This is a genomic window from Seonamhaeicola sp. ML3 (assembly GCF_023273855.1).
In the GTDB taxonomy this organism is placed as follows: domain Bacteria; phylum Bacteroidota; class Bacteroidia; order Flavobacteriales; family Flavobacteriaceae; genus Seonamhaeicola.
Window position 1 is genome coordinate 1,886,505 of record NZ_CP096884.1, and the last position, 22,301, is coordinate 1,908,805.

A 22,301-nucleotide genomic window follows, 5' to 3' on the forward strand; every position below is an offset into this window, starting at 1 on the left:
AACGATTTTAGCTGAACTTTAAGATAAAGCCAAGTGTTTTTACCTCAAAGAATTCTTTTATTTTTGCGGTAATGCAAACCCAAATTCAAGAGTACATTCCTAATTCTGCGGTATCTCAAGTTCTAAAACTTTTAGAGCACGATAACTTGGTGGTAAAAATCAAAAAGGAACGTAAAACAAGGCATGGCGATTATATGCGCTTACCCAATGGAAAACACCAAATAACGGTAAATGCTAATTTGAATACTTACCGTTTTTTGATAACCTTAATCCATGAAATTGCGCATTTCGAGGCTTATAAAACTTATGGGCGGTTTATTAAACCTCACGGTATAGAGTGGAAACGCACTTTTCAACATTTAATGTTGCCGTTTATAAACCCAAATATTTTCCCTAACGATTTATTACCACTTTTAGCAAAGCATTTTAAAAACCCAAAAGCAAGTAGCGATACCGATACAGATTTAACTTTAGCTTTAAAACAATTTGATGAGCCCAATGGTAAAACCTATATATTTGATGTACCTTTAGGTCATAGTTTTAAACTCTATAACGGAAAGGTGTTTTTAAAAGGGAAAAAGCGTGTTAAACGTTTTGAATGTTTAGAAGTTAAAACAGGAAAACTATATTTATTTAACCCCAACGCAGAAGTTGAATTACTAGAAAACAACCATGAACAGTAACTATTACGCTATTTTAATGGCAGGAGGAGTAGGTTCAAGATTTTGGCCGGTAAGTACCCAAGATTTCCCTAAGCAATTTCATGATATGTTAGGTACGGGCGATACCTTAATCCAAAAAACATTTCAAAGATTATCGCGTTTAATCCCAAAAGAAAATATTTTCATTCTTACCAACGCACGCTATAACGATTTGGTCTTAGAGCAGTTGCCAGAAGTGGAACAACGACAAGTCCTCTTGGAGCCAGCCATGCGTAATACGGCACCTTGTATTTTATACGCCTCTTTAAAAATCCAAAAAGAAAATCCTAATGCTGTAATGATTGTTGCGCCCAGTGACCATTGGATTGAAGACGAAACGACCTTTGCTAAAAATGTACAAACAGCATTCGATTATTGCTCTAATAACAAGGCTTTAATGACTCTTGGTATAAAACCTACGTTCCCCAATACAGGCTACGGATATATAGAGTACGATAAAAATACTTCTGAAACGGTAAAGTCGGTAGACCAATTCAGGGAAAAACCAGACTATGAAACAGCAAAAGCATTTATTAGCGCAGGTAATTTTCTTTGGAATGCCGGGATTTTTATGTGGAGTGCAGCAACCGTTATAGAGGCTTTCAAGAGGAATCAACCCGAATTATATGAGCTTTTTGAATCTGGTATATCGGCTTACAATACACCAGATGAAAATGAGTTTATATTAGAAAATTATCCAAAAGCAGAGAACATTTCGGTAGACTATGCCATAATGGAAAAATCTTCGAATGTACATGTAATTGGTGCCGAATTCGATTGGAACGATTTAGGAACCTGGGGAAGTTTATACGACAAGCTAGATAAAGATAAGCATAGTAATGCTATTTTAAACGCTAAAAGTTTAGTCGAAAATGCCGAACGTAACATCGTAAGGGCACCTAAAGGAAAACTAGTGGTCATCGATGGATTAAACGATTATATTATTGTAGATCACGATAACACCTTGTTAATTTATCCTAAAAGCAAAGAACAGGATATAAAACAAATCCAACAACGTTTAAAAAACAAGTACGGAAAGAATTAAAGAGTTTTTTAGTAGCTATTCTGTAAAGTATTTGAGCTGAATTCCTTTCTAAAAAAGAGCAAGGACGTAAAGTATTTAAGGCATAATATGTAAAATACGATTGTGACTGGACACTGCGACTGAAAACTAAATAATGTAACTTTTTCCAAAAAATATTGTCTATATTGGTGTGCATAAGTTAATCCAAACCCATTTATGGAAGAAAGTAAATTTAACTTCACCGAAGACGACCCTGCAAATAAAGAACAAGTTGCCCAAAGTAAGGAAGCTGTAAAAAAAGATGCTCAAGGACTTTTTCAAAGTATAAGAACTTTTTTGAGTGAGTTATTGGCATTTCGTGAAGATACCGACCGAGAAGCCACAATCAAAGCTATTAAGGGCGATATTGCGTTTAAAGGTGCCACAGCGTGGATTCTTATTTGTTCCATATTTGTGGCGTCTGTTGGACTAAATGCCGATTCTACAGCTGTGGTTATCGGAGCCATGTTAATTTCGCCGTTAATGGGGCCTATTTTAGGAGTTGGGCTATCTATAGCTATTAACGATATAGATACTTTAAGGCGCTCTTTAATAAACTTAGCGACTATGATTGTGCTGAGTTTAATTACTGCATTTTTATTCTTTTGGTCGTTTCCGTTGAGTGATGAAACCTCAGAGCTTTTCGCAAGAACAAAACCAGATATTCGCGATGTGCTTATTGCCTTTTTTGGAGGTTTAGCACTTATAATAGCGCGAACAAAAAAAGGGACGATAGCTTCTGTAATTTTTGGTGTAGCCATTGCAACTGCCTTAATGCCACCGCTTTGTACGGCGGGTTATGGTTTAGCAAAAGGTAATTGGGAATTTTTTCTGGGTGCCATGTACTTATTCACCATCAATACAATTTTCATTGCTTTGGCAACTTTTATTGTACTGAAGGTGTTACGCTTCCCAATGCTTAAGTATGTGAATTCCAAAAAGCGAAGTAGAATCTCCAAAATAGCTACGCTATTAGCTATAGTGGTCATGATTCCTGCGGTATGGACATTTATAAGTGTGTTAAAAGAAAGTAGGTTTGAAAGTGATGCTGAACGTTTCATTAAAACAGAGTTGAGTACTTTGCCTAATGCAAATTATATTCAAAAGAATGCTTCACATACCTATAATCCAGATGGGGAATCCATCATAGAGTTAATTCCATTTGGAACCGATGAAATTCCTGATTCTACAAAAGATATTTTAGAGCAACGCCTTCTAAATTATACTGCTTTAAGCAATACAAAACTGTACATCAATCAAGTTAAGAATAGGCATATCAATAACTTGGAGTACATGGAGGAGCTGCGTACCCGAGATTCTTTGGATTTATTATCTCAAAGCCAAAAAATAGCATTTTTGGAAGATAAAGTTTTACAGCTTTCCAAACTAGAAAAAAATAATATCGCTTTCGAGGCACTTACTAAAGAAGTGAAAATAAATTATCCGAACATAGAAAGGATGTCTTTCTCTAATGTTGTAGCATCTAATTTTACAAAAATTGATACCGTTTCGGTTTTTGAGGTGAAATGGATAGATTCCTTAACCAATGATGATGCAAGAACATTAGAAATCCAAAAGCTAGAAGCGTGGTTTAAGTCAAAATTTAAACTCGATTCTTTAGTTGTGAAGAGGATGAATTAGTTTTTTATTTTCAAGCTGAAGGTTAAAGACCTGTAATTCTGCTATAGTTACTTTAGTTTCTGTGAGTTGTTATCAATCGATTTGTCATTCCGCACTTGTTGCGGAATCTAGTTTTTCTCTTGGATTCCTGCCTTCGCAGGAATGACAATTTAGCGTTGAAAAAGAATTTTATGCTGTTGGTTAAAACTATGAATTTCAAATTCATAGTGCTTTATTTAAAAGAATTATTCGTTTTCTTCTAGATACATTTGCCTAACTTTTTTAAACAGATTTGAAGAGTAAACAAAGTCGGTTACAGAGTCGTTGTCGGTTTTGAAAATAGTTTTATTGGAGCCTTCCCAAGCTTTCAAGCCTTTTTTTAAGAACACTATTTTTTCACCAATTTCCATTACAGAGTTCATATCGTGAGAATTAATAACTGTTGTTATTTGGTACTCATCAGTAATTTCCTGAATAAGGTTGTCGATAACAATTGCTGTTTTAGGGTCTAAACCCGAGTTAGGCTCGTCACAAAATAAATATTTGGGATTGTTAACAATGGCACGAGCAATAGCTACTCGTTTTTGCATACCCCCGGAGGCTTCACTAGGCATTTTATGATGCGCTTCAGGAAGATTAACACGCTTAAGTACAAAATCAGCCCTGTCTTCCATTTCACTCTTGCTCATTTTTGTAAACATTTGTAAAGGGAACATCACATTTTCGGCAATGGTCATAGAATCGAATAAAGCACTACCTTGAAATACCATACCTATTTCTGCCCGAAGGTCTCGTTTTTGGTCTTCACTTAATTCTGTGAAAATTTTTCCATCGTAAGATATGGTACCTTGTTCGTAATCAAACAAACCTAAAAGGCACTTGAGGAAAACTGTTTTCCCCGAGCCACTCTGTCCAATAATCAAGTTGGTCTTTCCTTTATCAAAAGTGGTGCTAATGCCCTTTAGAATATCGGCATCGCCAAACGATTTATGTAAATTTTTAACTTCAATCATTAGCCAAGCATTATTCCTGTTAGTACATAGTTTAATAGAATGATAACCACCGAAGTCCATACAAAGGCCGTTGTACTCGCTTTACCAACTTCAAGAGCGCCACCTTTCATGTAATAACCGTAAAACGATGGTATAGTAGCCAACACAAAGGCAAAAACAAAGGTCTTTATAAACGAATAGGTAACATGAAATCCGTCAAAGTCAGTTTGTAAACCAAGAATATAATCCTCTAAGCTCGTGTAGCCTCCAAAGACGCAGGCTGCCATACCGCCTAGAATACCTAAAAACATGCCAATCGCTATCGCAAATGGATAAAGCGTTAGCGCAATGGTTTTCGGGAAAACCAGATAGTTTAAAGAATTGATACCCATAACTTCTAGGGCATCGATTTGTTCTGTAACACGCATGGTTCCTATACTGGAGGTTATAAAAGACCCAACTTTACCAGCCATAATAACCGAGGTGAACGTAGGTGCAAATTCTAAAATAACCGACTGTCTTGTAGCAAACCCGACCAAATATCTGGGTATTAATGGGTTTTCGATATTTAATGCAGTTTGTATGGTAACAACACCTCCAACAAAGAACGATATAAAGGCAATGATTCCTAAAGACCCAATAATCAAATCGTCTATATCCTTTAGTATTAATGAACGCATTACAGACCACTTCGTGGGCTTTTTAAACATTTCAGCAATCATTAAAAAATACCGACCAATATTGTGAAGATATCTCATAGAAAAATTTCTTAATGCTAAAGTAAAAAAACTTAGTGGTATTTAGCTCTTATTTCGAATATTGATACGTTAAAGAAGTCAACTCATAGAATGGCAATAGTTCTAAAACCTTTAATAAAAAGGTAATCAGTATTAAGTTATACAATAGCAAAACCCTGATAGCCTAAGTTGTCTAGATTGTTGTAAATCATATTTTTTGAATACAATATTTAAAAAAAATTCCAAATGTTAGCTGTCTAACATTTTATGTTTTCTCTTGAACATAATTTTACCAAACTTAATTAATTAATCGTTTTATTATGAAAAAAGAAAGACTATTACAGTTCACTTTGTCAAAATTTTGGCATGGAGTGAATGCGTTTTTGTTTGTTATCTTTTTGCTGATTTCTCAAAGCACTTTGGCCCAAACGGAAAAGGGTATTATTAAAGGAGGCGAGATTAGTACAAAAGACGATACAACAATTTGCCTTGATGGAAATTCAAAACCTATTGAAGTTTATTTAATAGGAGCAGAAGGAAAACTCCAGCAATGGATTATCACAGATTACAATAATAATATTTTAGGTTTACCGGAGAATCCCCCTTTTAGTTTTGAAGGTGCTGGTGCTGGTATTTGCAAAATATGGAGTGTCTCCTATAAAGATATATTTAATCTTGAAGTAGGTGTGAATTTGTCCGATTTAGAAGGATGGTATGAATTATCTAATGCTATTGAAGTTGTCAGAAACCAGCCTGACGCCGGAACGTTAGTTGGCGGCCCATTCGAGTTCTATGTTGGAGACGGCGAGGCCGACCACATTGACGAAGGTGCCATAACGATAGACGGCGGAGGCGTGGGCGCCAATGCACAATGGGTAGTGACGGATGACCAAGGGAACATCCTAGGTCTACCACCAAGCCCATATGCGGTTAACTTCAACGGTGCAGGCGAGGGAACCTGTTTGGTATGGTACCTACGTTATGATGGCGAACTTAGCGGAGCCGCAGTAGGTAACAATGCTTCTGATTTAGAAGGCTGTTTCGACCTATCCAATCCAATAGAAGTAGTTAGGAAGTATCCACCGGTATCCGGAGGAACGATTACAGGAGGTCCATTTGAGTTCTGTGTAGGCGACGAGGTTGCAGACAATATACCAGAGGGCGCCATAACGATAGAAGGCAGTTCGGGACTTAACTCACAGTGGGTAGTAACGGACGACCAAGGGAACATCCTAGGTCTACCACCAAGCCCATACGTAGTAAACTTCGACGGCGCAGGCGCAGGAACCTGCTTGGTGTGGTACTTAAGATATAACGGTGAACTTAGCGGAGCCGAGGTAGGCAATAACGCATCGGGTTTATCTGGAGATTTTTCATTGTCCAATCCTATTGAAGTTGTTAGAAACCAGCCTGACGCCGGAACTTTGGTTGGCGGACCATTCGAGTTCTATGTAGGAGACGGAGAGGCCGACCACATTGACGAAGGGGCAATCACGATAGACGGCGGAGGTGTAGGCGCCAATGCACAGTGGGTGGTAACAGACGACCAAGGTAACATCCTAGGCCTTCCACCAAGCCCATATGCGGTTAACTTCGACGGTGCAGGCGAGGGAACCTGTTTGGTATGGTACCTGCGTTATGATGGCGAACTTAGCGGAGCCGCAGTAGGTAACAATGCTTCTGATTTAGAAGGCTGTTTCAATCTATCCAACCCAATAGAAGTAGTTAGGAAGTATCCACCGGTATCCGGAGGAACGATTACGGGCGGTCCATTTGAGTTCTGTGTAGGCGACGAGGTTGCAGACAATATACCAGAGGGCGCCATAACGATAGAAGGCAGTTCGGGACTTAACTCACAGTGGGTAGTAACGGACGACCAAGGGAACATCCTAGGTCTACCACCAAGCCCATACGTAGTAAACTTCGACGGCGCAGGCGCAGGAACCTGCTTGGTGTGGTACTTAAGATATAACGGTGAACTTAGCGGAGCCGAAGTAGGCAACAACGCATCGGATTTATCCGGAGATTTTTCATTGTCGAATCCTATTGAAGTTGTTAGAAACCAGCCTGACGCCGGAACGTTGGTTGGCGGTCCATTCGAGTTCTATGTAGGAGACGGCGAGGCCGACCACATTGACGAAGGGGCAATCACGATAGACGGCGGAGGTGTAGGCGCCAATGCACAGTGGGTGGTAACAGACGACCAAGGTAACATCCTAGGCCTTCCACCAAGCCCATATGCGGTTAACTTCGACGGTGCAGGCGAGGGAACCTGTTTGGTATGGTACCTGCGTTATGATGGCGAACTTAGCGGAGCCGCAGTAGGTAACAATGCTTCTGATTTAGAAGGCTGTTTCAATCTATCCAACCCAATAGAAGTAGTTAGGAAGTATCCACCGGTATCCGGAGGAACGATTACGGGCGGTCCATTTGAGTTTTGTGTAGGCGACGAGGTTGCAGACAATATACCAGAAGGCGCTATAACGATAGAAGGCAGTTCGGGACTTAACTCGCAGTGGGTGGTAACCGACGACCAAGGTAACATCCTAGGTCTACCACCAAGCCCATATGTAGTGAACTTCGACGGCGCAGGCGCAGGAACCTGTTTGGTATGGTACCTAAGATATAACGGTGAGCTTAGCGGAGCCGAAGTAGGCAATAACGCATCGGGTTTATCTGGAGATTTTTCATTGTCCAATCCTATTGAAGTTGTTAGAAACCAGCCTGACGCCGGAACTTTGGTTGGCGGACCATTCGAGTTCTATGTAGGAGACGGAGAGGCCGACCACATTGACGAAGGGGCAATCACGATAGACGGCGGAGGTGTAGGCGCCAATGCACAGTGGGTGGTAACAGACGACCAAGGTAACATCCTAGGCCTTCCACCAAGCCCATATGCGGTTAACTTCGACGGTGCAGGCGAGGGAACCTGTTTGGTATGGTACCTGCGTTATGATGGCGAACTTAGCGGAGCCGCAGTAGGTAACAATGCTTCTGATTTAGAAGGCTGTTTCAATCTATCCAACCCAATAGAAGTAGTTAGGAAGATGCGCCCTGTAGATGTATGTGAAGTTGATGGTGGCTGGTTAAAGCCAGGTGGAATCTACCTTTTCTGTGAGGGAGATGGTATTGAAGATTATGCTACAGGTATAAAACTTAGTAAAAACAAGGGCAGTTACTCACAATGGGTTGTAACTGACGTTGAGGGTAATATTTTAGGATTACCTTCTGATCCAGCAGAGGTGAATTTTGATGGTGCTGGACCGGGAGTATGTTTAATATGGCACTTAAGTTTTGATGGTGAGATTTCTGGAGCAACACCTGGAAGTAATGCCTTTACAGGACTTAGCGGATGTTATGATTTATCAAATCCTATCCCCGTGTTTAGACTTCCTTCCGATAGTGGATTATGTGAAATCCTTAAATATAGTAAAGGACACCTTTTAAGTGATAACAATGTGCCTAATCAAGCGAATATTTCAATGTTCCCTAATCCAGCGAAGCATCATGTTAAAATAGATTTATCTAATTCTTCTTTGGAAAATGTAACAATTAGGATACACAGTTTTTCTGGAAGTGAAGTTTATAACAAATCTGTTAAGCTAAGCGGAAATAGGTTGTTTGATGTAAAAGTTGAAGACTTTGCTCAAGGGCTTTATTTAATAAGTATTACAGACAATGAAACACGTTCTGTTCGAACCATAAAGAAATTATTGGTTGAATAAACTAGTTTAGATTTTTAATTTAGAAAGGGGTGTTTTGAAATTTTCAAAATACCCCTTTTTTTTCTCGTAGATAAAGACTTGTAAATATCGTTTTAAAATTAATTTAATTAAACGGATGAGAAGACAATGGTAACTTGGCAAACGGATGATAATCCTCAGATAAACTCGAAACCTTGGCGTGTCTTAATTGGTGTGCCAATTGTATTGATTTTAGGGATTCATTAACGGTAAAGCCTTTTCCATCAATTATCTTTTGGTAGGATTCTGTATGCAAATCTGTAAAACCAGAACTGAACTCTAATTCTTCATCGTTGATGGTAATGGTTCTAAATGTACGTTGCCCAGATTGCTTTATTTTTTCTGGTAATGTCTCACTATTAATAGAAAGGAACCACCTAATGTTAGCATGTTGTAACTGTAAGACTCCTGAGGCTCTATCGTGCTCCATAACATGTACTGTACTATTTTTAACGTCCCCAAAAATCCAAATAAGCATATCAAAAAAATGAATACCAATGTTGGAACAGATACCACCAGATTTTTCGATAAAACTCTTCCAAGAGGCATAGTACCAATTACCGCGCGAGGTAATATAGGTTAGGTCAATATCGTAAACTTTGTCTTTGGGTGCTTGGTCTATTTTATGCTTTAGTGCAATGATACTGGGATGTAACCTAAGCTGCAGTATGGTATTAATTTTATTGGAATACTGTTCTTCTAACTTAATGAGCTTCTCTGCATTCCAAGGATTAAGCACCAACGGTTTTTCACAAATAGCATCTGCTTCATTTCTTAATGCAAATCTTATATGCGCATCGTGAAGATAGTTGGGAGTGCATATAGAAACATAATCAATGGAATTAGTGTTTTCTTCAATTCTTAATTTCTCTAAATGCCGGTCAAAGCGCTCAAATTCAGTAAAGAAATGCGCTTCAGGAAAATAGGAATCTATAATGCCCACGCTATCATTTGGGTCGAAAGCTGCGACTAATCTGTTGTTCGTTTCTTTTATAGCTTTTAAATGTCTTGGAGCTATGTAGCCAGCAGCTCCCATAAGGGCAAAATTTTTCAATTCTAAAGCGGTATTATTGTATTGTTCTCAAGTTTATATTTATCGCCACTTTCTATACAAATAGCTGTGTTATTGCTATCAAAATTTAGTTTATGGCCATGTTTGCTTACCCATCCCACCTGTTTTCCGGGATTTCCAATTACTAAGGCATAAGGTAAAACAGGCTTCGTAATAACTGTTCCTGCTCCAATCATTGCGTAAGCTCCAATTCTATTGCCACAGACTATAGTGGCATTGGCTCCTATTGTGGCGCCTTTTTCGACATAAGTTTCCTTAAATTCCTCTTTTCGCACAATAAAACTTCTTGGATTGATAACATTAGTAAAAACCATGGAAGGTCCAAGAAAAACGTCATCTTCGCAAATTACACCAGTGTATACAGAAACGTTATTTTGAATTTTAACACCATTGCCTATTCTTACTTTTGGAGATATCACTACGTTCTGTCCTACATTACATCGTTCACCTATTTCAGAGTCCTCCATAACATGGCTAAAATGCCAGATTTTGGAATGGGCACCTATTTTTGCGTTCTTATTAATCACGGCACTTGGGTGTGCAAAAAAATCGAATTCTTCTTTCAAAATATAATCAATAAGTCATTATCGAAACAATGCGTTGCGCACTGTGCCCATAAAAGTACGGAACTTTAATAAAACTTATTACCTAAAGATCTTGGTATATTTTTATAAACTGTTTGTCGGCTTTTTTACTGTAAAGTTCTAGCAAAGATTTTCTTCCATTTTTGCCTAATGTCGCTCTTAGTTTCGGGTTTTCTAATAACTGTACTAGTTGTTTTTTGAAATCGTCTTGATCTTCATATAACAAACCGCAGTCAGATGTTTCAATTAAATCTTGTTGCGCTTTACACTTGGTTGCCAAAATAGGTATTTGTCCATACATATATTGGAACAGCTTATTCGCAACACCAGAATCATGCTGTTTATTAACTTGAAATGGTGCCAATCCTATGGCGATTTTTTTTAAGTATGCAGGAAGATATTTTACGTCTGACCAAGGGATATAGGTAACACATTGTTTTAGTACAGGGGAATTGAGGTATCCATTGAAACTATTTTTATCTGCCTTATCTACTGGACCAATTATAAGCAAATGAAGTTTATTGCCTTCTTCCACAAGTTCTTTTATCCATGGTAGAATGTCTATAATACCTCTACGCTTGGCAACAACACCAAAATAGAACAAAGTGGTGACGTTAGATTGAAAATTTACAGTAAACTCATTTTGTTCGAAAGCCTTGAAACTTTCAAAGTCAGGCATATTAGGATGTGTGTATATGGGCTTCGTTTTAAGCTCTGGAAATCTAGAAATTAAATCTGTTTTGAAGTATTCGCTAAGAACAATAATAGCGTTGGCATAATTTAAATAAGTACTTTCTTTTGAGTACCATTTTCTAGGTTGTACAACAAATTTCCGCCACCCTTTTATTGCCCATTGATAGGAATTTATCGCTGCTGGATAGTTTTCATGTAAATCAAGAATTAGAGGGATATTGTGCCTGGATGTATCAATACCTTTTCGTCCTGCTTTAGACATGTATAAGTCGTGCACATGAAGGGCTTCTAAATTGTTCTGGTCAATAAATTTTGCGATGTTTTTTTGCCATAAATACCTGTAAAATATAAAGTTAGTGCTAAGTAATACAAATAAATCTCTGACCTTTTTGGGGATTTTAACTCTTGTAACATCGAAATCTTCATAGGATTTATAAGATTTTCCAAAATTGAAACAGAGCACAGATATATTGTGACCTTCAGCAAGGAGAAGACGGATTTCTTTCTGGACCCTATGGTCGTTATCAAATTCGTTATCTACTACTATTCCAATATTCATTTGGCTTCTACTATTTATCTAAAGCTGTTTTAAAGATAAGACCAGCCTTAATTTATATCCTTTCAGCATAAATAATGTAATATCTTGGTGTGAACCATCGAAGAATAGGTCTGAAGCCTATTTTTTTTGTTGGGTTGGTCCATTTTTTTTTGTCAATTATTTTCCAGCCTGCTTTTTCCAAAAGCCAATCGAATTGCCAATCCTCAAATTCGTGAAAATGCCTATCGCGAATATCTGTTTTGCTTCTGTAAGCTGAAGAAAACCATAATCGTAGAGGGATGCTGGCAACTAGTTTATTTGCTTTTATGGATTGTAAAACAGTAAATGGAGACAGTAAATGTTCAAAAATTTCGAAAGCCGTAACGACATCTGTATCCGTGTTTTCTATTGTCGTTTTATCAATGTCTAAATCTTCACCTAGGGTGTTTTTAACTTGGTACCCTTGTTTAATCATTATTTCAGAAAGCGGGTTTTCAACACCTAGGTCGAGAATCGATTCGGAATTAGAAATGTGTTTTTTCAAGAATTCAACAGTAAGTCTATAACGTTTCTTGGGGTAGATATTTTTATTTGACATTCTTAGTATTTATAAACAATGGCATTTATATGCATGCCAGCACCAACACTTGCAAAAATAACCACATCGCCTTTAGATAGACTGTGATTTTTCATTTTATTGTTTTTTACCAAATCGAAAAGTGTTGGGACCGTTGCCACTGAGCTATTTCCTAAAGTTTGAATGCTCATTGGCATAATGTGCTCAGGAATTTTTGTTTTATAAAGTCTATAAAAACGTTTAAGAATGGCTTCATCCATTTTTTCATTAGCTTGATGAATGAATATTTTTTTCACATCTTTTATATCGACTCCACTATTGTCCAAACAGGTTTTCATTGCTTTTGGGACGTTAACTAGAGCAAATTCGTAAATTTTACGCCCTTCCATTTTTATGTAACGCGTATCCCTGCATAAATCTTGGTTGTTGGAGTTTCCAAAAAACAAAAAATAGGCTTCGTCGTAGGTGAAACTGGCTGTTTCATGAGATAAAATACCGCCTTCTTCATCAGATGCTTCTACTATTGTTGCGCCGGCACCATCAGAAAAAATCATAGCATCTCTATCATGCTTGTCAACTACTCTAGAAAGTGTCTCTGTTCCAATAACCAAACAACGTTTTGCCATTCCAGATTTAATGAAAGCCTTTGCCTGAATAACGCCTTCGACCCAGCCCGGGCATCCAAACAGTAAATCGTAAGCAATACATTTTGGGTTTTTAATTCTAAGACTATGTTTAATTCGAGAAGCTAAAGAAGGTAGCATATCACTTTGAATGGTGTTGTGCTTAACATCTCCAAAATTATGAGCAACGATAATGTAATCAATAGTTTCAGGGTCTATTTTGGCATCTTCGATTGCTTTCTCGGCAGCAAAAAAACCAAGATCTGATGAATCGTGATGATGTTTGGCATAACGACGTTCAGCGATACCCGTAATGGCTTTAAACTTTTCTACGATAACTTCGTTTGGCGAGTTAATTGAAGACCCGTCGGTATTTAAAAACTCATGGTTATGAAAGTTTTCGTTTTTCTCGATGGTATCAGGTATATAACTTCCTGTGCCAGTTATTTTAATATTCATAGAATTAGTTTTATGCTTAATTGCTTATGTTGAATGACTAATATAGTAGCTTTAGTTACATGTTAATGTAAATTCAAACTTGTATTACGATGTTCAACAGCTTAAATTAAGCTTCTGCATAGGCTTCAATTGGAGCACAAGAACAAACTAAATTTCTGTCACCAAAGGCATCATCTACACGCCTAACCGAAGGCCAGAACTTATTGTTTTTGATATACTCAAGAGGAAATGAGGCTTGTTTTCTAGAATAAGGGAAGTCCCAAGTTTCTGCAGTAATCATCTCTAAGGTATGCGGTGCATTTTTCAAAACATTATTAGTGTCTTCCTTAGACACATTGTCAATTTCATGTTTAATGGAAATCATGGCATCGCAAAACCTATCAAGCTCTTCCTTGCTCTCACTTTCAGTAGGTTCAATCATAAGAGTTCCAGCGACTGGAAAAGATACCGTAGGCGCATGAAAACCATAATCCATCAATCGTTTTGCAATATCGGTGACTTCAATACCATGAACTTTAAATGGTCTACAATCTATAATCATTTCGTGGGCAGCTCTTCCGTTTTCACCAGAGTATAAAGTACTGTAGTAACCATCCAGCCTATGCTTAATGTAATTGGCATTTAAAATAGCAACTCGGGTTGATTCTGTTAATCCTTCAGCACCTAACATTTTAATATAACCATAGGATATTAAGCATGCCAAAGCCGAACCGTATGGTGCCGCAGAAATAGCAGAAATGGCCTTATCCCCACCTGTTTTAAGTATCGGGTTTCCGGGTAAGAATGGCACAAGTTGTTCTGCAACGCAAATGGGGCCAACTCCTGGGCCTCCACCACCGTGTGGTATTGCAAATGTTTTGTGAAGGTTTAAGTGACAGACATCGGCGCCAATATTCCCTGGGTTGGTGAGTCCAACCTGAGCATTCATGTTAGCACCATCCATATAAACCTGTCCGCCATTGTCATGTATGATTTTGGTGATTTCTTTGATTGCCGATTCATAAACCCCGTGAGTGGAAGGGTATGTAACCATTAGAGCTGATAGATGGTCTTTGTGTTCTATGGCTTTGGCTCTTAGGTCATCTATGTCTATGTTGCCTTCTTCTGTTGCTTTTGTTACTACGACTTTCATGCCGGCCATAACTGCACTTGCAGGGTTTGTGCCATGGGCAGAGGAAGGTATCAAACAAATATTTCTGTGGTCATCACCTCTAGATTCATGGTATGCTTTTATAACCATTAGTCCGGCAAACTCACCTTGCGCCCCAGAATTGGGTTGTAATGACGTAGCTGCAAAACCTGTAATTTCGGTTAATTGGTCTTCGAGTTCTTTAAGAACTGTTCTGTACCCTCTAGCTTGCTTCTTAGGAGCGTATGGGTGAATATTCCCCCATTTAAACCAACTTAACGGTAACATTTCTGAAGCAGCATTTAATTTCATGGTACACGAGCCCAAGGAAATCATGGAATGGTTTAAAGATAGGTCTTTGCGTTCTAAAGACTTTATGTAACGCATTAACTGGGTTTCAGAATGGTATTGGTTAAAAACATCTAGTTCTAAAAACGATGATGTTCTTTTAACAGAAGCCTCTATGTTGTCGGCAGTAGGGACTTCAGTTATTGTCACTTTTGGAACATCTGCTGCTTCTGCAAAAACTGAAATCAAATAATTGATATCTCTAATCGAAGTCGTTTCGTTAATAGAAATGGTAACCGTATTCTTATCTGGATAGCAAAAGTTCACCTTTTTCTTGGTAGCTATCTTTTTAATTTTCTTTGCATTCGTTTTTATTTGTAGGGTATCAAAAAACGAAGTATTAACTTGCTTGTATCCAAAATTCTCCAGGATTTCAGCGAGTTTTGAAGCTTTATTATGTACTTTATTAGCTATAAATTTTAGACCCTTTGGACCATGAAATACAGCATACATACCAGCCATGACTGCCAAGAGCACCTGAGCAGTACAAATATTGGAAGTGGCTCTATCTCTTTTAATATGCTGTTCTCTAGTCTGTAGAGCCATTCGTAACGCTCTATTGCCATTAGCGTCTTTTGTAACACCGATAATTCGTCCGGGAATATCTCTTTTATAGGCCTCTTTTGTAGCGAAATATGCGGCATGAGGACCACCATAACCCATAGGAATCCCAAAACGTTGTGTGGTACCAATTACGACATCGGCTCCAAATTTACCAGGAGCTTCAAGTTTTACTAAACTTAGAATATCTGCAGCAATGGCAACTTTTATACTAGCGTCATTTGCTTGTTCTATAAATCCTTTAATGTCTGTTATTTGGCCATCTCTTCCAGGATATTGCAATATAGCCCCAAAAAACTCTGAAGAGAAATCAAAATTTTCTTCATTATCAACAACCAATTCAATCCCTATTGGTGTTGCTCGAGTTTCTAGTAAGGATAATGTTTGTGGTAGAATATTTTCTGAAACGAAAAACTTATTAACCCCAGCTTTCTTTTGGGCGCGGTCCCTAACCGAATAAAGTAAACTCATGGCCTCTGCCGCTGCTGTTCCTTCATCAAGTAAAGAGGCATTAGCTAATTCCATTCCAGTCAGTTCTATAATCATGGTTTGGAAATTTAAAAGTGCTTCTAGTCTTCCTTGGGCAATTTCAGCTTGGTAAGGAGTATAAGCCGTATACCATCCCGGGTTTTCTAAAATGTTGCGCTGTATAACTGCTGGCATTACAGTGGGGTGGTATCCTAATCCGATGTATGTTTTGTAAGCTTTATTGGTTTTTGAAAGATCATGAATATGAAGTAAATACTCATGTTCGGTCATTGGTTCTGCTAAGTTAAGCGCTTTCTTTAAACGGATATCTGATGGAATGGTTTCATCTATTAAAGTGTCGAGGGAATCCAAACCGATAGCGTTTAACATCAGTTTTTTATCTTTTTCGTTAGGTCCGATATGACGCAATGCAAAAGCGTTAGTATTCATGTCGTTACAATTTTTTTGAAACATCAAAAATACGCATTATTTAAAGTTGATTAATTCCTAAAAGAGAAAGTTTTTAACCATTTAAACACGTTATTAACAGTTTATTTATTTTTGTTTGGTGGATAGTATAAAACGCTTACTTAATTTTTATATAAATAGTAGTGTACATGTTGCTTTGGCGGTAGTTTCCTTAGTCTCTGTAAGCTTTTTGGAATTTGCATTGGAGTTGGAAGAAGAACTTTTACTTTTTGTTTTTTTTGCATCGGTTACAGGGTATAATTTTGTTAAGTACTTTGGCATTGCAAAGTTTCATCATAGAAGCCTTACCAATTGGTTAAAAACTATTCAGGTCTTTTCATTTTTCGCTTTTCTGCTCATGTTATTTTACGCTGTAAAGCTTCCTGTGAGAACATTACTTTTCTTTGCCGGTTTTGGTTTAGTTACATTCTTCTATGCTATTCCATTTTTGCCTAAGCACTTCTTTGTAGATAAAAAACAAAATTTAAGAAGTATAGGAGGGTTAAAAATTTATTTAATTGCTTTGGTTTGGAGTGGGGTAACAGTATTAGTTCCCGTTTTAAATGCGAATATGCAAATAGAACAAGATGTGATCATTACACTTTTGCAACGTTATATTTTCGTAATCGTTTTAATGTTTCCTTTTGAAATTAGGGATTTGCGCTTCGACAATCTTAAACTTTCAACCATACCTCAACGCATAGGCGTTAAAAAAACTAAGATTATAGGCACCGTGTTGGTAGTGCTTATTGTTCTATTAGAGTTTATGAAAGACGATATGCAAATTGCCATGGTGATACCACTAATTTTAATAAGTATTATAACCACCATTTTTATATGGTTGGCTAATACAAATCAAAGTAAATATTATAGTGCTTTATGGGTTGAAGGGATACCCATTTATTGGCTGGCGTTAATCTTAATGTTTAGATAGCTCTTCCTTGAATTTAGACTCCATGGCTTCGCGTTCCTTTGGGTCTAGGCAGTTCGCCTTAGAAGACTCCATAACATCGGTAAGTTTGTTGTTACGTTTATAGTATGCTTTTGTTACTTTACACCATGAAAGTCTTATGTTTAGCTCAATTCTTTCCCAAAATCCTGCTTCGTCATATTGTGCTTTATCGCAAATATGTTGAGCTTCTTCACAGCTTATAAATAAAAAACCTTTTTTCATTACTAAAACCAATTTGTTTCAAGGCAATCGGCCATTGCAGTTCTTGCTCTATGAATGATTACCCAAAGGTTAGACGGTGTAATATTTAGTTCATTACAAATAGCTTCAGTTTCATAGTTTAAAATAGTTTTCATTTTAAAAACATCGGCTTGTTTTTCAGGTAATTTGCCTAAACAATTATGTATGGCGTCACCCAACTCACGGTTTTGCATATTGTCTTCGGCTGTTTTATCGAACGGATCGGCAACACGTTCTTCTAGCCAGTCACCTTCAGATTCGTCGTCCCTATAGTTAATTCTAACTTCGGCTTTTCCCTTGTTAGAATTTATTTTCCTGTAGTAATCAATAATCTTCCTTTTAAGAATAGAGATGAGCCATGTACGCTCGCTCGCTTCACCCTTAAAGTTGTTCATTGATTTTAGGCCAGCCAAGAAAGTGTCTTGCACCAAATCTTGTGCAATATCCCTGTCGCTAACTCTACTAATGGTATAGTTGAAAAGATAATCGGAATAAAGAGCTATCCAATTATTGGGATCGATTTGATGATTGGGCATTGACCTGCTATTGTTTATTCGCTCAAAAATAGAACAAAAAAATGAATAATTAAATAGCTTTAGAGTATGATCTTGTTATAAGGTGCCTTTTTCTACGCTTACAGAAGAACCATCTACTAAATATGTGGAAATATGTTTCATGTTTTTAAAGTTATTAGGTAAAAGTTTAAGTAATCTATTATCAATAAATAATTCATGGGTTTTTAAGGTTTTTATTTCAACAACCCAGCACGTTTTAACAAAGCCTCAGGTTTTGGCCCCTGACCTCTGAAGCGCTTGTACAAAGTCATTGGGTTTTCGGTACCACCAACAGATAAAATGTTGTCTTTAAACTTAGTTGCTACAGTTTTGTTGAAAATGCCTTTTTCTTTAAAAAATTCAAACGCATCGGCATCTAGCACTTCTGCCCATTTGTAACTATAGTACCCAGAGGAATAACCGCCCTGAAAAATATGTGCAAAAGCGGTACTCATACAGTTTTCAGAAACATCAGGATAGAGTGTGGTTGAGGCAAATGCTTTAGATTCATGCGTTTTCACACTATCAATAGTCTCTAGTGATTCACCAGCATGCCAGCTCATATCCAATAAACCAAAACTTAATTGACGAAGCGTTTGCATGCCTTCATGAAATGTAGATGACTTTTTTATTTTTTCTACTAAGTCCATCGGAATGACTTCTCCCGTCTCATAATGTGTTGCAAAAAGCTCTAAGGCTTCTTTCTCATAACACCAATTTTCCATTATCTGACTTGGCAACTCCACAAAATCCCAAAACACACTAGTTCCTGACAAACTAGGGTAGGTGGTGTTGGCCAACATGCCATGTAGTGCATGTCCAAACTCATGGAAAAGTGTAGTGACCTCATTAAATGTTAATAATGATGGTTTTGTTTTTGTAGGCTTTGTAAAGTTGCAGACTACAGAAATATGAGGTCTGCTATTTTCTCCGTTTTTAACGTATTGAGGTTTGTAAACGGTCATCCATGCACCGTTGCGTTTTCCTGGTCTTGGAAAATAGTCTGCATATAGGATAGATACAAAATTTCCTTTAGAATCGGTTACTTTATAAGTTAACACATCTTGGTGGTATTTATCGATAGTGTTAATTTCTTCAAACTGTAAATCGAATAATTTCTCGGCTATTTTGAAAGAGCCATCAATTACGTTTTCAAGTTTGAAATATGGTTTTAATTTTTCATCATCTAAACTAAATAACTTCTGTTTTAGCTTTTCAGAATAATAAGCACCATCCCATTTTTGTAGTTGGCTAATACCGTCTAAATCTTTTGCGAAGTTTTGCAGATTCGTAAATTCTCTCTCAGCTGCAGGTTTGGCTTTCTCTAAAAGTTCGTTTAAGAAACTCTCAACTTTAGCGGGAGTTTCTGCCATGCGTTCCTCTAACACAAAGTGCGCATGTGTCTTGTAACCTAGTAGGTTGGCGCGCTCATGCCTTAGTTTTACTATGTCTAGAACGATATCTTGATTGTCTAATTCGTCATTTTTAAAACCTTTGCTTCCAAATGCTAAAGACATTTTCTGTCTCAGTTCTCGGTTATCGGCGTAAGTTACAAAAGGTATATAACTTGGGTAGTCTAGAGTAAATAACCACCCCTCTTTATCTTTTGCCTCAGCTAGTTGTTTAGCAGCTTCTTTAGTGCCTTCAGGTAATCCGGCTAAATCATTTTCATTGGTTACGAGCATTTCAAACTTATTGGTTTCGGCCAAAATATTTTCTCCGAATTTAAGTTTCAGCTTACTTAGTTTTTTATCAATTTCCCTAAGTTGTTCTTTTTTGCTGGCTTCTAGATTTGCGCCATTTCTTGAGAAGCTTTTGTATTTTTTTTCTAATAGAGTCAGCTGCTCTGTATTAAGCTGTAAAGCATCTCTTTTGTCAAAAACAGATTTTACTCTTTTAAATAAATCTTCGTTTAGTGTGATATCGTTACTAAATTCAGATAATAAAGGAGATACTTCTTGTGCAGTTTTTTGAATGGTATCGTTGGTCTCGGCGGAATTTAAATTAAAGAATATGCTCGATAACCTATCTAAATGTTCACCAGAGAAATCAAGAGCCTCAATGGTATTTTCAAAAGTTGGAGTCTCTACGTTATTTATGATCTGGTCAATCTCTAATTTTGCTTTAGTAATGGCATCTTTAAAAGCAGGAAGGAAATAGCTGTCTTTTATTTTTGAAAAAGGAGCAGTTGTATATGGTGTATCGAAGGTTTTGAGTAATATTTTGTACGACATTCTTAGAAAATATTTGGTTTTTTACATTTATTATGTGTGCATAATAAATTTTTTGTAAATTTGCTTTACAAAATTTTAGAGTGACTAACTCATTATAGTATTACTATGTTAATAGAGAAAGCCTTGAGAACTACTCAGGGCTTTTTTTTATTTTAAATCTTTAGCTGATTCATGGACTTTGATTTTTAGTCCCTCTTTATAGGCTATAACTTTATCTAGAACACATGTGTCGCTAGCTCCTATAATCTGTGCAGCTAAAATTCCGGCATTTTTAGCACCATCAAGAGCAACTGTAGCAACAGGTACCCCACCAGGCATTTGTAAAATAGAAAGTACAGAATCCCAACCATCAATAGAATTACGGCTTTTAACAGGAACGCCTATTACAGGTAAAGGCGATAATGAAGCTACCATGCCAGGAAGATGGGCAGCACCACCAGCTCCTGCAATGATTACAGTTAACCCACGTGTATGGGCATGTTTTCCATAATCGAATAATTTTTCTGGTGTTCGGTGAGCCGAAACAATATCAACTTCAACCTCAATATCAAATCCTCTTAAGATGTCTATAGCATCTTGCATTACAGGAAGGTCACTTTTACTTCCCATGATAACACCTACTTTGCTCATAACTTTATTTTAAATTTCAAATTCTAATAATTCAAATTCCAAATTTTAGGGGCTTCTTTTTGGAAGTTGCTATCTGTTTAATTATGCTTTAAGCACTTATAACCTCAATAACTTTTTTTACCTCTTCAGCAATACGTCTGGCTTCATTAAGATCTTCATTCACTATAGTTACATGTCCCATTTTCCTGAAAGGCCTTGTTTGTTTTTTTCCATAAATATGTGGTGTTACACCGTCCATATTCATAATGGTTTCAATGTTTTTATAAACCACATTTCCTGTGTGGCCTTCTGCACCGACAAGATTAACCATTACGCCTCCAACTTTGCTGTCGGTTCTTCCCAAGGGTAAATCTAAAATAGCTCTAATGTGTTGTTCGAACTGCGATGTGTAACTGGCCTCGATAGTTTGATGACCAGAATTATGAGGTCTAGGCGCCACTTCGTTAACTAATATCTCGTCATTTTCTGTTTGGAACATCTCTACGGCCAGTAACCCTACATGATTAAACGCTTTAGAGACCTGAAGAGCAATTTCTTCGGCTTTCTTAGCGACTTCATCATCAATACGCGCAGGGCAAATTACATACTCCACTTGATTGGCCTCTGGGTGAAATTCCATTTCAACAACAGGATAGCTTTTTATTTCTCCTGAAGCACTTCTGGCTACTATTACCGCAAGCTCGTTTTTAAAGGGTATTAAATTTTCTGCAATGCATTCTACATTTGGCAACCCCTCTAAATCGTTTATGGTACGTACAATTTTAACGCCTTGTCCGTCATAACCAAATTGGGTGCTTTTCCAAACAAATGGTAGAGACAGGCCACCGTTATTTATAGCCTCTTTAATTTCAGAAGTGTACGCAAAGCGAGAGAATGGTGCCGTTGGAATATTGTTGTCTACGTAAAATAGTTTTTGTTTTCCTTTGTTTTGAATCGTTCTTAATGTGTTGGCCGAAGGATAAACATTAATACCTTCTTTCTCTAAAGCTTCTAAGGCATCAACATTAACATTTTCAATTTCTATGGTTAAAACATCTACCTGTTTTCCAAAGTTGTAAACGGCATCGTAGTCCATTAAATCACCTAAAGTAAATGTATTGCAAGCAATTTTGCTGGGCGCTTCGTTACTGGCATCAAGAACGCTTGTGTGTATATCGAATTTTCTGGTGTTGTAGAGTAGCATTTTACCCAGTTGTCCACCACCTAAAATCCCTAGTTTAAAGTCGGAAGAAAAATAATTCATCTAAGTATTTTCAACAGTTTTAAGATGAAGCAAAAATACACTTAAATATGAAAAATACTTTCTAAATCGTAA

18 protein-coding genes are annotated in these 22,301 nt (G+C 37.3%); 5 read left to right on the forward strand and 13 right to left on the reverse strand.

Annotation, left to right across the window (positions count from 1 at the left end):
• The first annotated feature begins 71 nt into the window (after positions 1–71).
• From M0214_RS08515 to M0214_RS08525, 3 genes are all read left to right on the forward strand, one after another.
• Positions 72–683 carry a SprT-like domain-containing protein gene (locus tag M0214_RS08515; RefSeq protein WP_248722147.1) on the forward strand — a complete coding sequence of 204 codons (612 nt, stop codon included), beginning with the start codon at positions 72–74 and terminating at the stop codon, positions 681–683.
• Positions 673–1,746 (forward strand): mannose-1-phosphate guanylyltransferase, encoded by a 1,074-nt coding sequence (locus M0214_RS08520; protein ID WP_248722148.1) that lies wholly within the window; start codon positions 673–675, stop codon positions 1,744–1,746. The genes M0214_RS08515 and M0214_RS08520 overlap by 11 nt, the downstream gene beginning before the upstream one ends.
• 195 nt (positions 1,747–1,941) lie before the next feature.
• Entirely contained in the window at positions 1,942–3,405 is a 1,464-nt protein-coding gene (locus M0214_RS08525; RefSeq protein ID WP_248722149.1) for a DUF389 domain-containing protein, read from the forward strand.
• 224 nt (positions 3,406–3,629) lie between these two features.
• Here M0214_RS08525 and M0214_RS08530 read toward each other — a convergent pair whose 3' ends face one another.
• Complete coding sequence (locus M0214_RS08530; protein ID WP_248722150.1) at positions 3,630–4,397, reverse strand: ABC transporter ATP-binding protein; 768 nt, start codon at positions 4,395–4,397, stop codon at positions 3,630–3,632.
• Complete coding sequence (locus M0214_RS08535; protein ID WP_248722151.1) at positions 4,397–5,134, reverse strand: ABC transporter permease; 738 nt, start codon at positions 5,132–5,134, stop codon at positions 4,397–4,399. Before M0214_RS08535 ends, M0214_RS08530 begins: the two co-directional genes overlap by 1 nt.
• A gap of 299 nt (positions 5,135–5,433) precedes the next feature.
• On the opposite strand from M0214_RS08535, the gene M0214_RS08540 reads away from it, so the two are divergent.
• Positions 5,434–8,838, forward strand: coding sequence for a T9SS type A sorting domain-containing protein (locus tag M0214_RS08540; protein WP_248722152.1), 3,405 nt, complete (start codon positions 5,434–5,436; stop codon positions 8,836–8,838).
• A gap of 103 nt (positions 8,839–8,941) precedes the next feature.
• On the opposite strand, the gene M0214_RS08545 is transcribed toward M0214_RS08540, so the two are convergent.
• From M0214_RS08545 to gcvP, 6 genes are all read right to left on the reverse strand, one after another.
• The gene (locus M0214_RS08545) at positions 8,942–9,910 is read right to left on the reverse strand and encodes a Gfo/Idh/MocA family oxidoreductase (RefSeq protein WP_248722153.1); all 969 of its coding nucleotides are present in this window, start codon (positions 9,908–9,910) and stop codon (positions 8,942–8,944) included.
• A gap of 2 nt (positions 9,911–9,912) precedes the next feature.
• Complete coding sequence (locus M0214_RS08550) at positions 9,913–10,494, reverse strand: acyltransferase (protein WP_248722154.1); 582 nt, start codon at positions 10,492–10,494, stop codon at positions 9,913–9,915.
• Between the two features lie 82 nt (positions 10,495–10,576).
• Positions 10,577–11,764 carry a glycosyltransferase gene (locus M0214_RS08555; RefSeq protein WP_248722155.1) on the reverse strand — a complete coding sequence of 396 codons (1,188 nt, stop codon included), beginning with the start codon at positions 11,762–11,764 and terminating at the stop codon, positions 10,577–10,579.
• Positions 11,765–11,816: 52 nt separating this feature from the next.
• Positions 11,817–12,341, reverse strand: coding sequence for a class I SAM-dependent methyltransferase (locus tag M0214_RS08560; RefSeq protein ID WP_248722156.1), 525 nt, complete (start codon positions 12,339–12,341; stop codon positions 11,817–11,819).
• A gap of 2 nt (positions 12,342–12,343) precedes the next feature.
• Positions 12,344–13,402: a 3-oxoacyl-ACP synthase III family protein gene (locus tag M0214_RS08565; protein ID WP_248722157.1), complete on the reverse strand. Its 1,059-nt coding sequence runs from the start codon at positions 13,400–13,402 to the stop codon at positions 12,344–12,346.
• Positions 13,403–13,508: 106 nt separating this feature from the next.
• A complete protein-coding gene (gene gcvP, locus M0214_RS08570; RefSeq protein WP_248722158.1) occupies positions 13,509–16,358 on the reverse strand; it encodes an aminomethyl-transferring glycine dehydrogenase in 2,850 nt (949 codons plus the stop codon).
• Positions 16,359–16,476: 118 nt separating this feature from the next.
• Between gcvP and M0214_RS08575 the strand changes: the two genes are divergently transcribed.
• Positions 16,477–17,310: a hypothetical protein gene (locus M0214_RS08575; RefSeq protein WP_248722159.1), complete on the forward strand. Its 834-nt coding sequence runs from the start codon at positions 16,477–16,479 to the stop codon at positions 17,308–17,310.
• Here the strand turns inward: M0214_RS08575 and M0214_RS08580 are convergent.
• The 5 genes from M0214_RS08580 to M0214_RS08600 form a co-directional block, all read right to left on the reverse strand.
• Complete coding sequence (locus tag M0214_RS08580; RefSeq protein ID WP_248722160.1) at positions 17,296–17,550, reverse strand: hypothetical protein; 255 nt, start codon at positions 17,548–17,550, stop codon at positions 17,296–17,298. The two genes, M0214_RS08575 and M0214_RS08580, sit on opposite strands and share 15 nt — an antisense overlap.
• 2 nt (positions 17,551–17,552) lie before the next feature.
• On the reverse strand, positions 17,553–18,104 hold the full coding sequence (locus M0214_RS08585) for a sigma-70 family RNA polymerase sigma factor (protein WP_248722161.1): 552 nt from the start codon (positions 18,102–18,104) through the stop codon (positions 17,553–17,555).
• Positions 18,105–18,316: 212 nt separating this feature from the next.
• Entirely contained in the window at positions 18,317–20,356 is a 2,040-nt protein-coding gene (locus M0214_RS08590) for a M3 family metallopeptidase (protein ID WP_248722162.1), read from the reverse strand.
• A 147-nt stretch (positions 20,357–20,503) separates the two neighbouring features.
• Complete coding sequence (gene purE, locus M0214_RS08595; protein ID WP_248722163.1) at positions 20,504–20,986, reverse strand: 5-(carboxyamino)imidazole ribonucleotide mutase; 483 nt, start codon at positions 20,984–20,986, stop codon at positions 20,504–20,506.
• An 88-nt stretch (positions 20,987–21,074) separates the two neighbouring features.
• Positions 21,075–22,229 (reverse strand): 5-(carboxyamino)imidazole ribonucleotide synthase, encoded by a 1,155-nt coding sequence (locus tag M0214_RS08600; RefSeq protein WP_248722164.1) that lies wholly within the window; start codon positions 22,227–22,229, stop codon positions 21,075–21,077.
• Between the last annotated feature and the right edge of the window lie 72 nt (positions 22,230–22,301).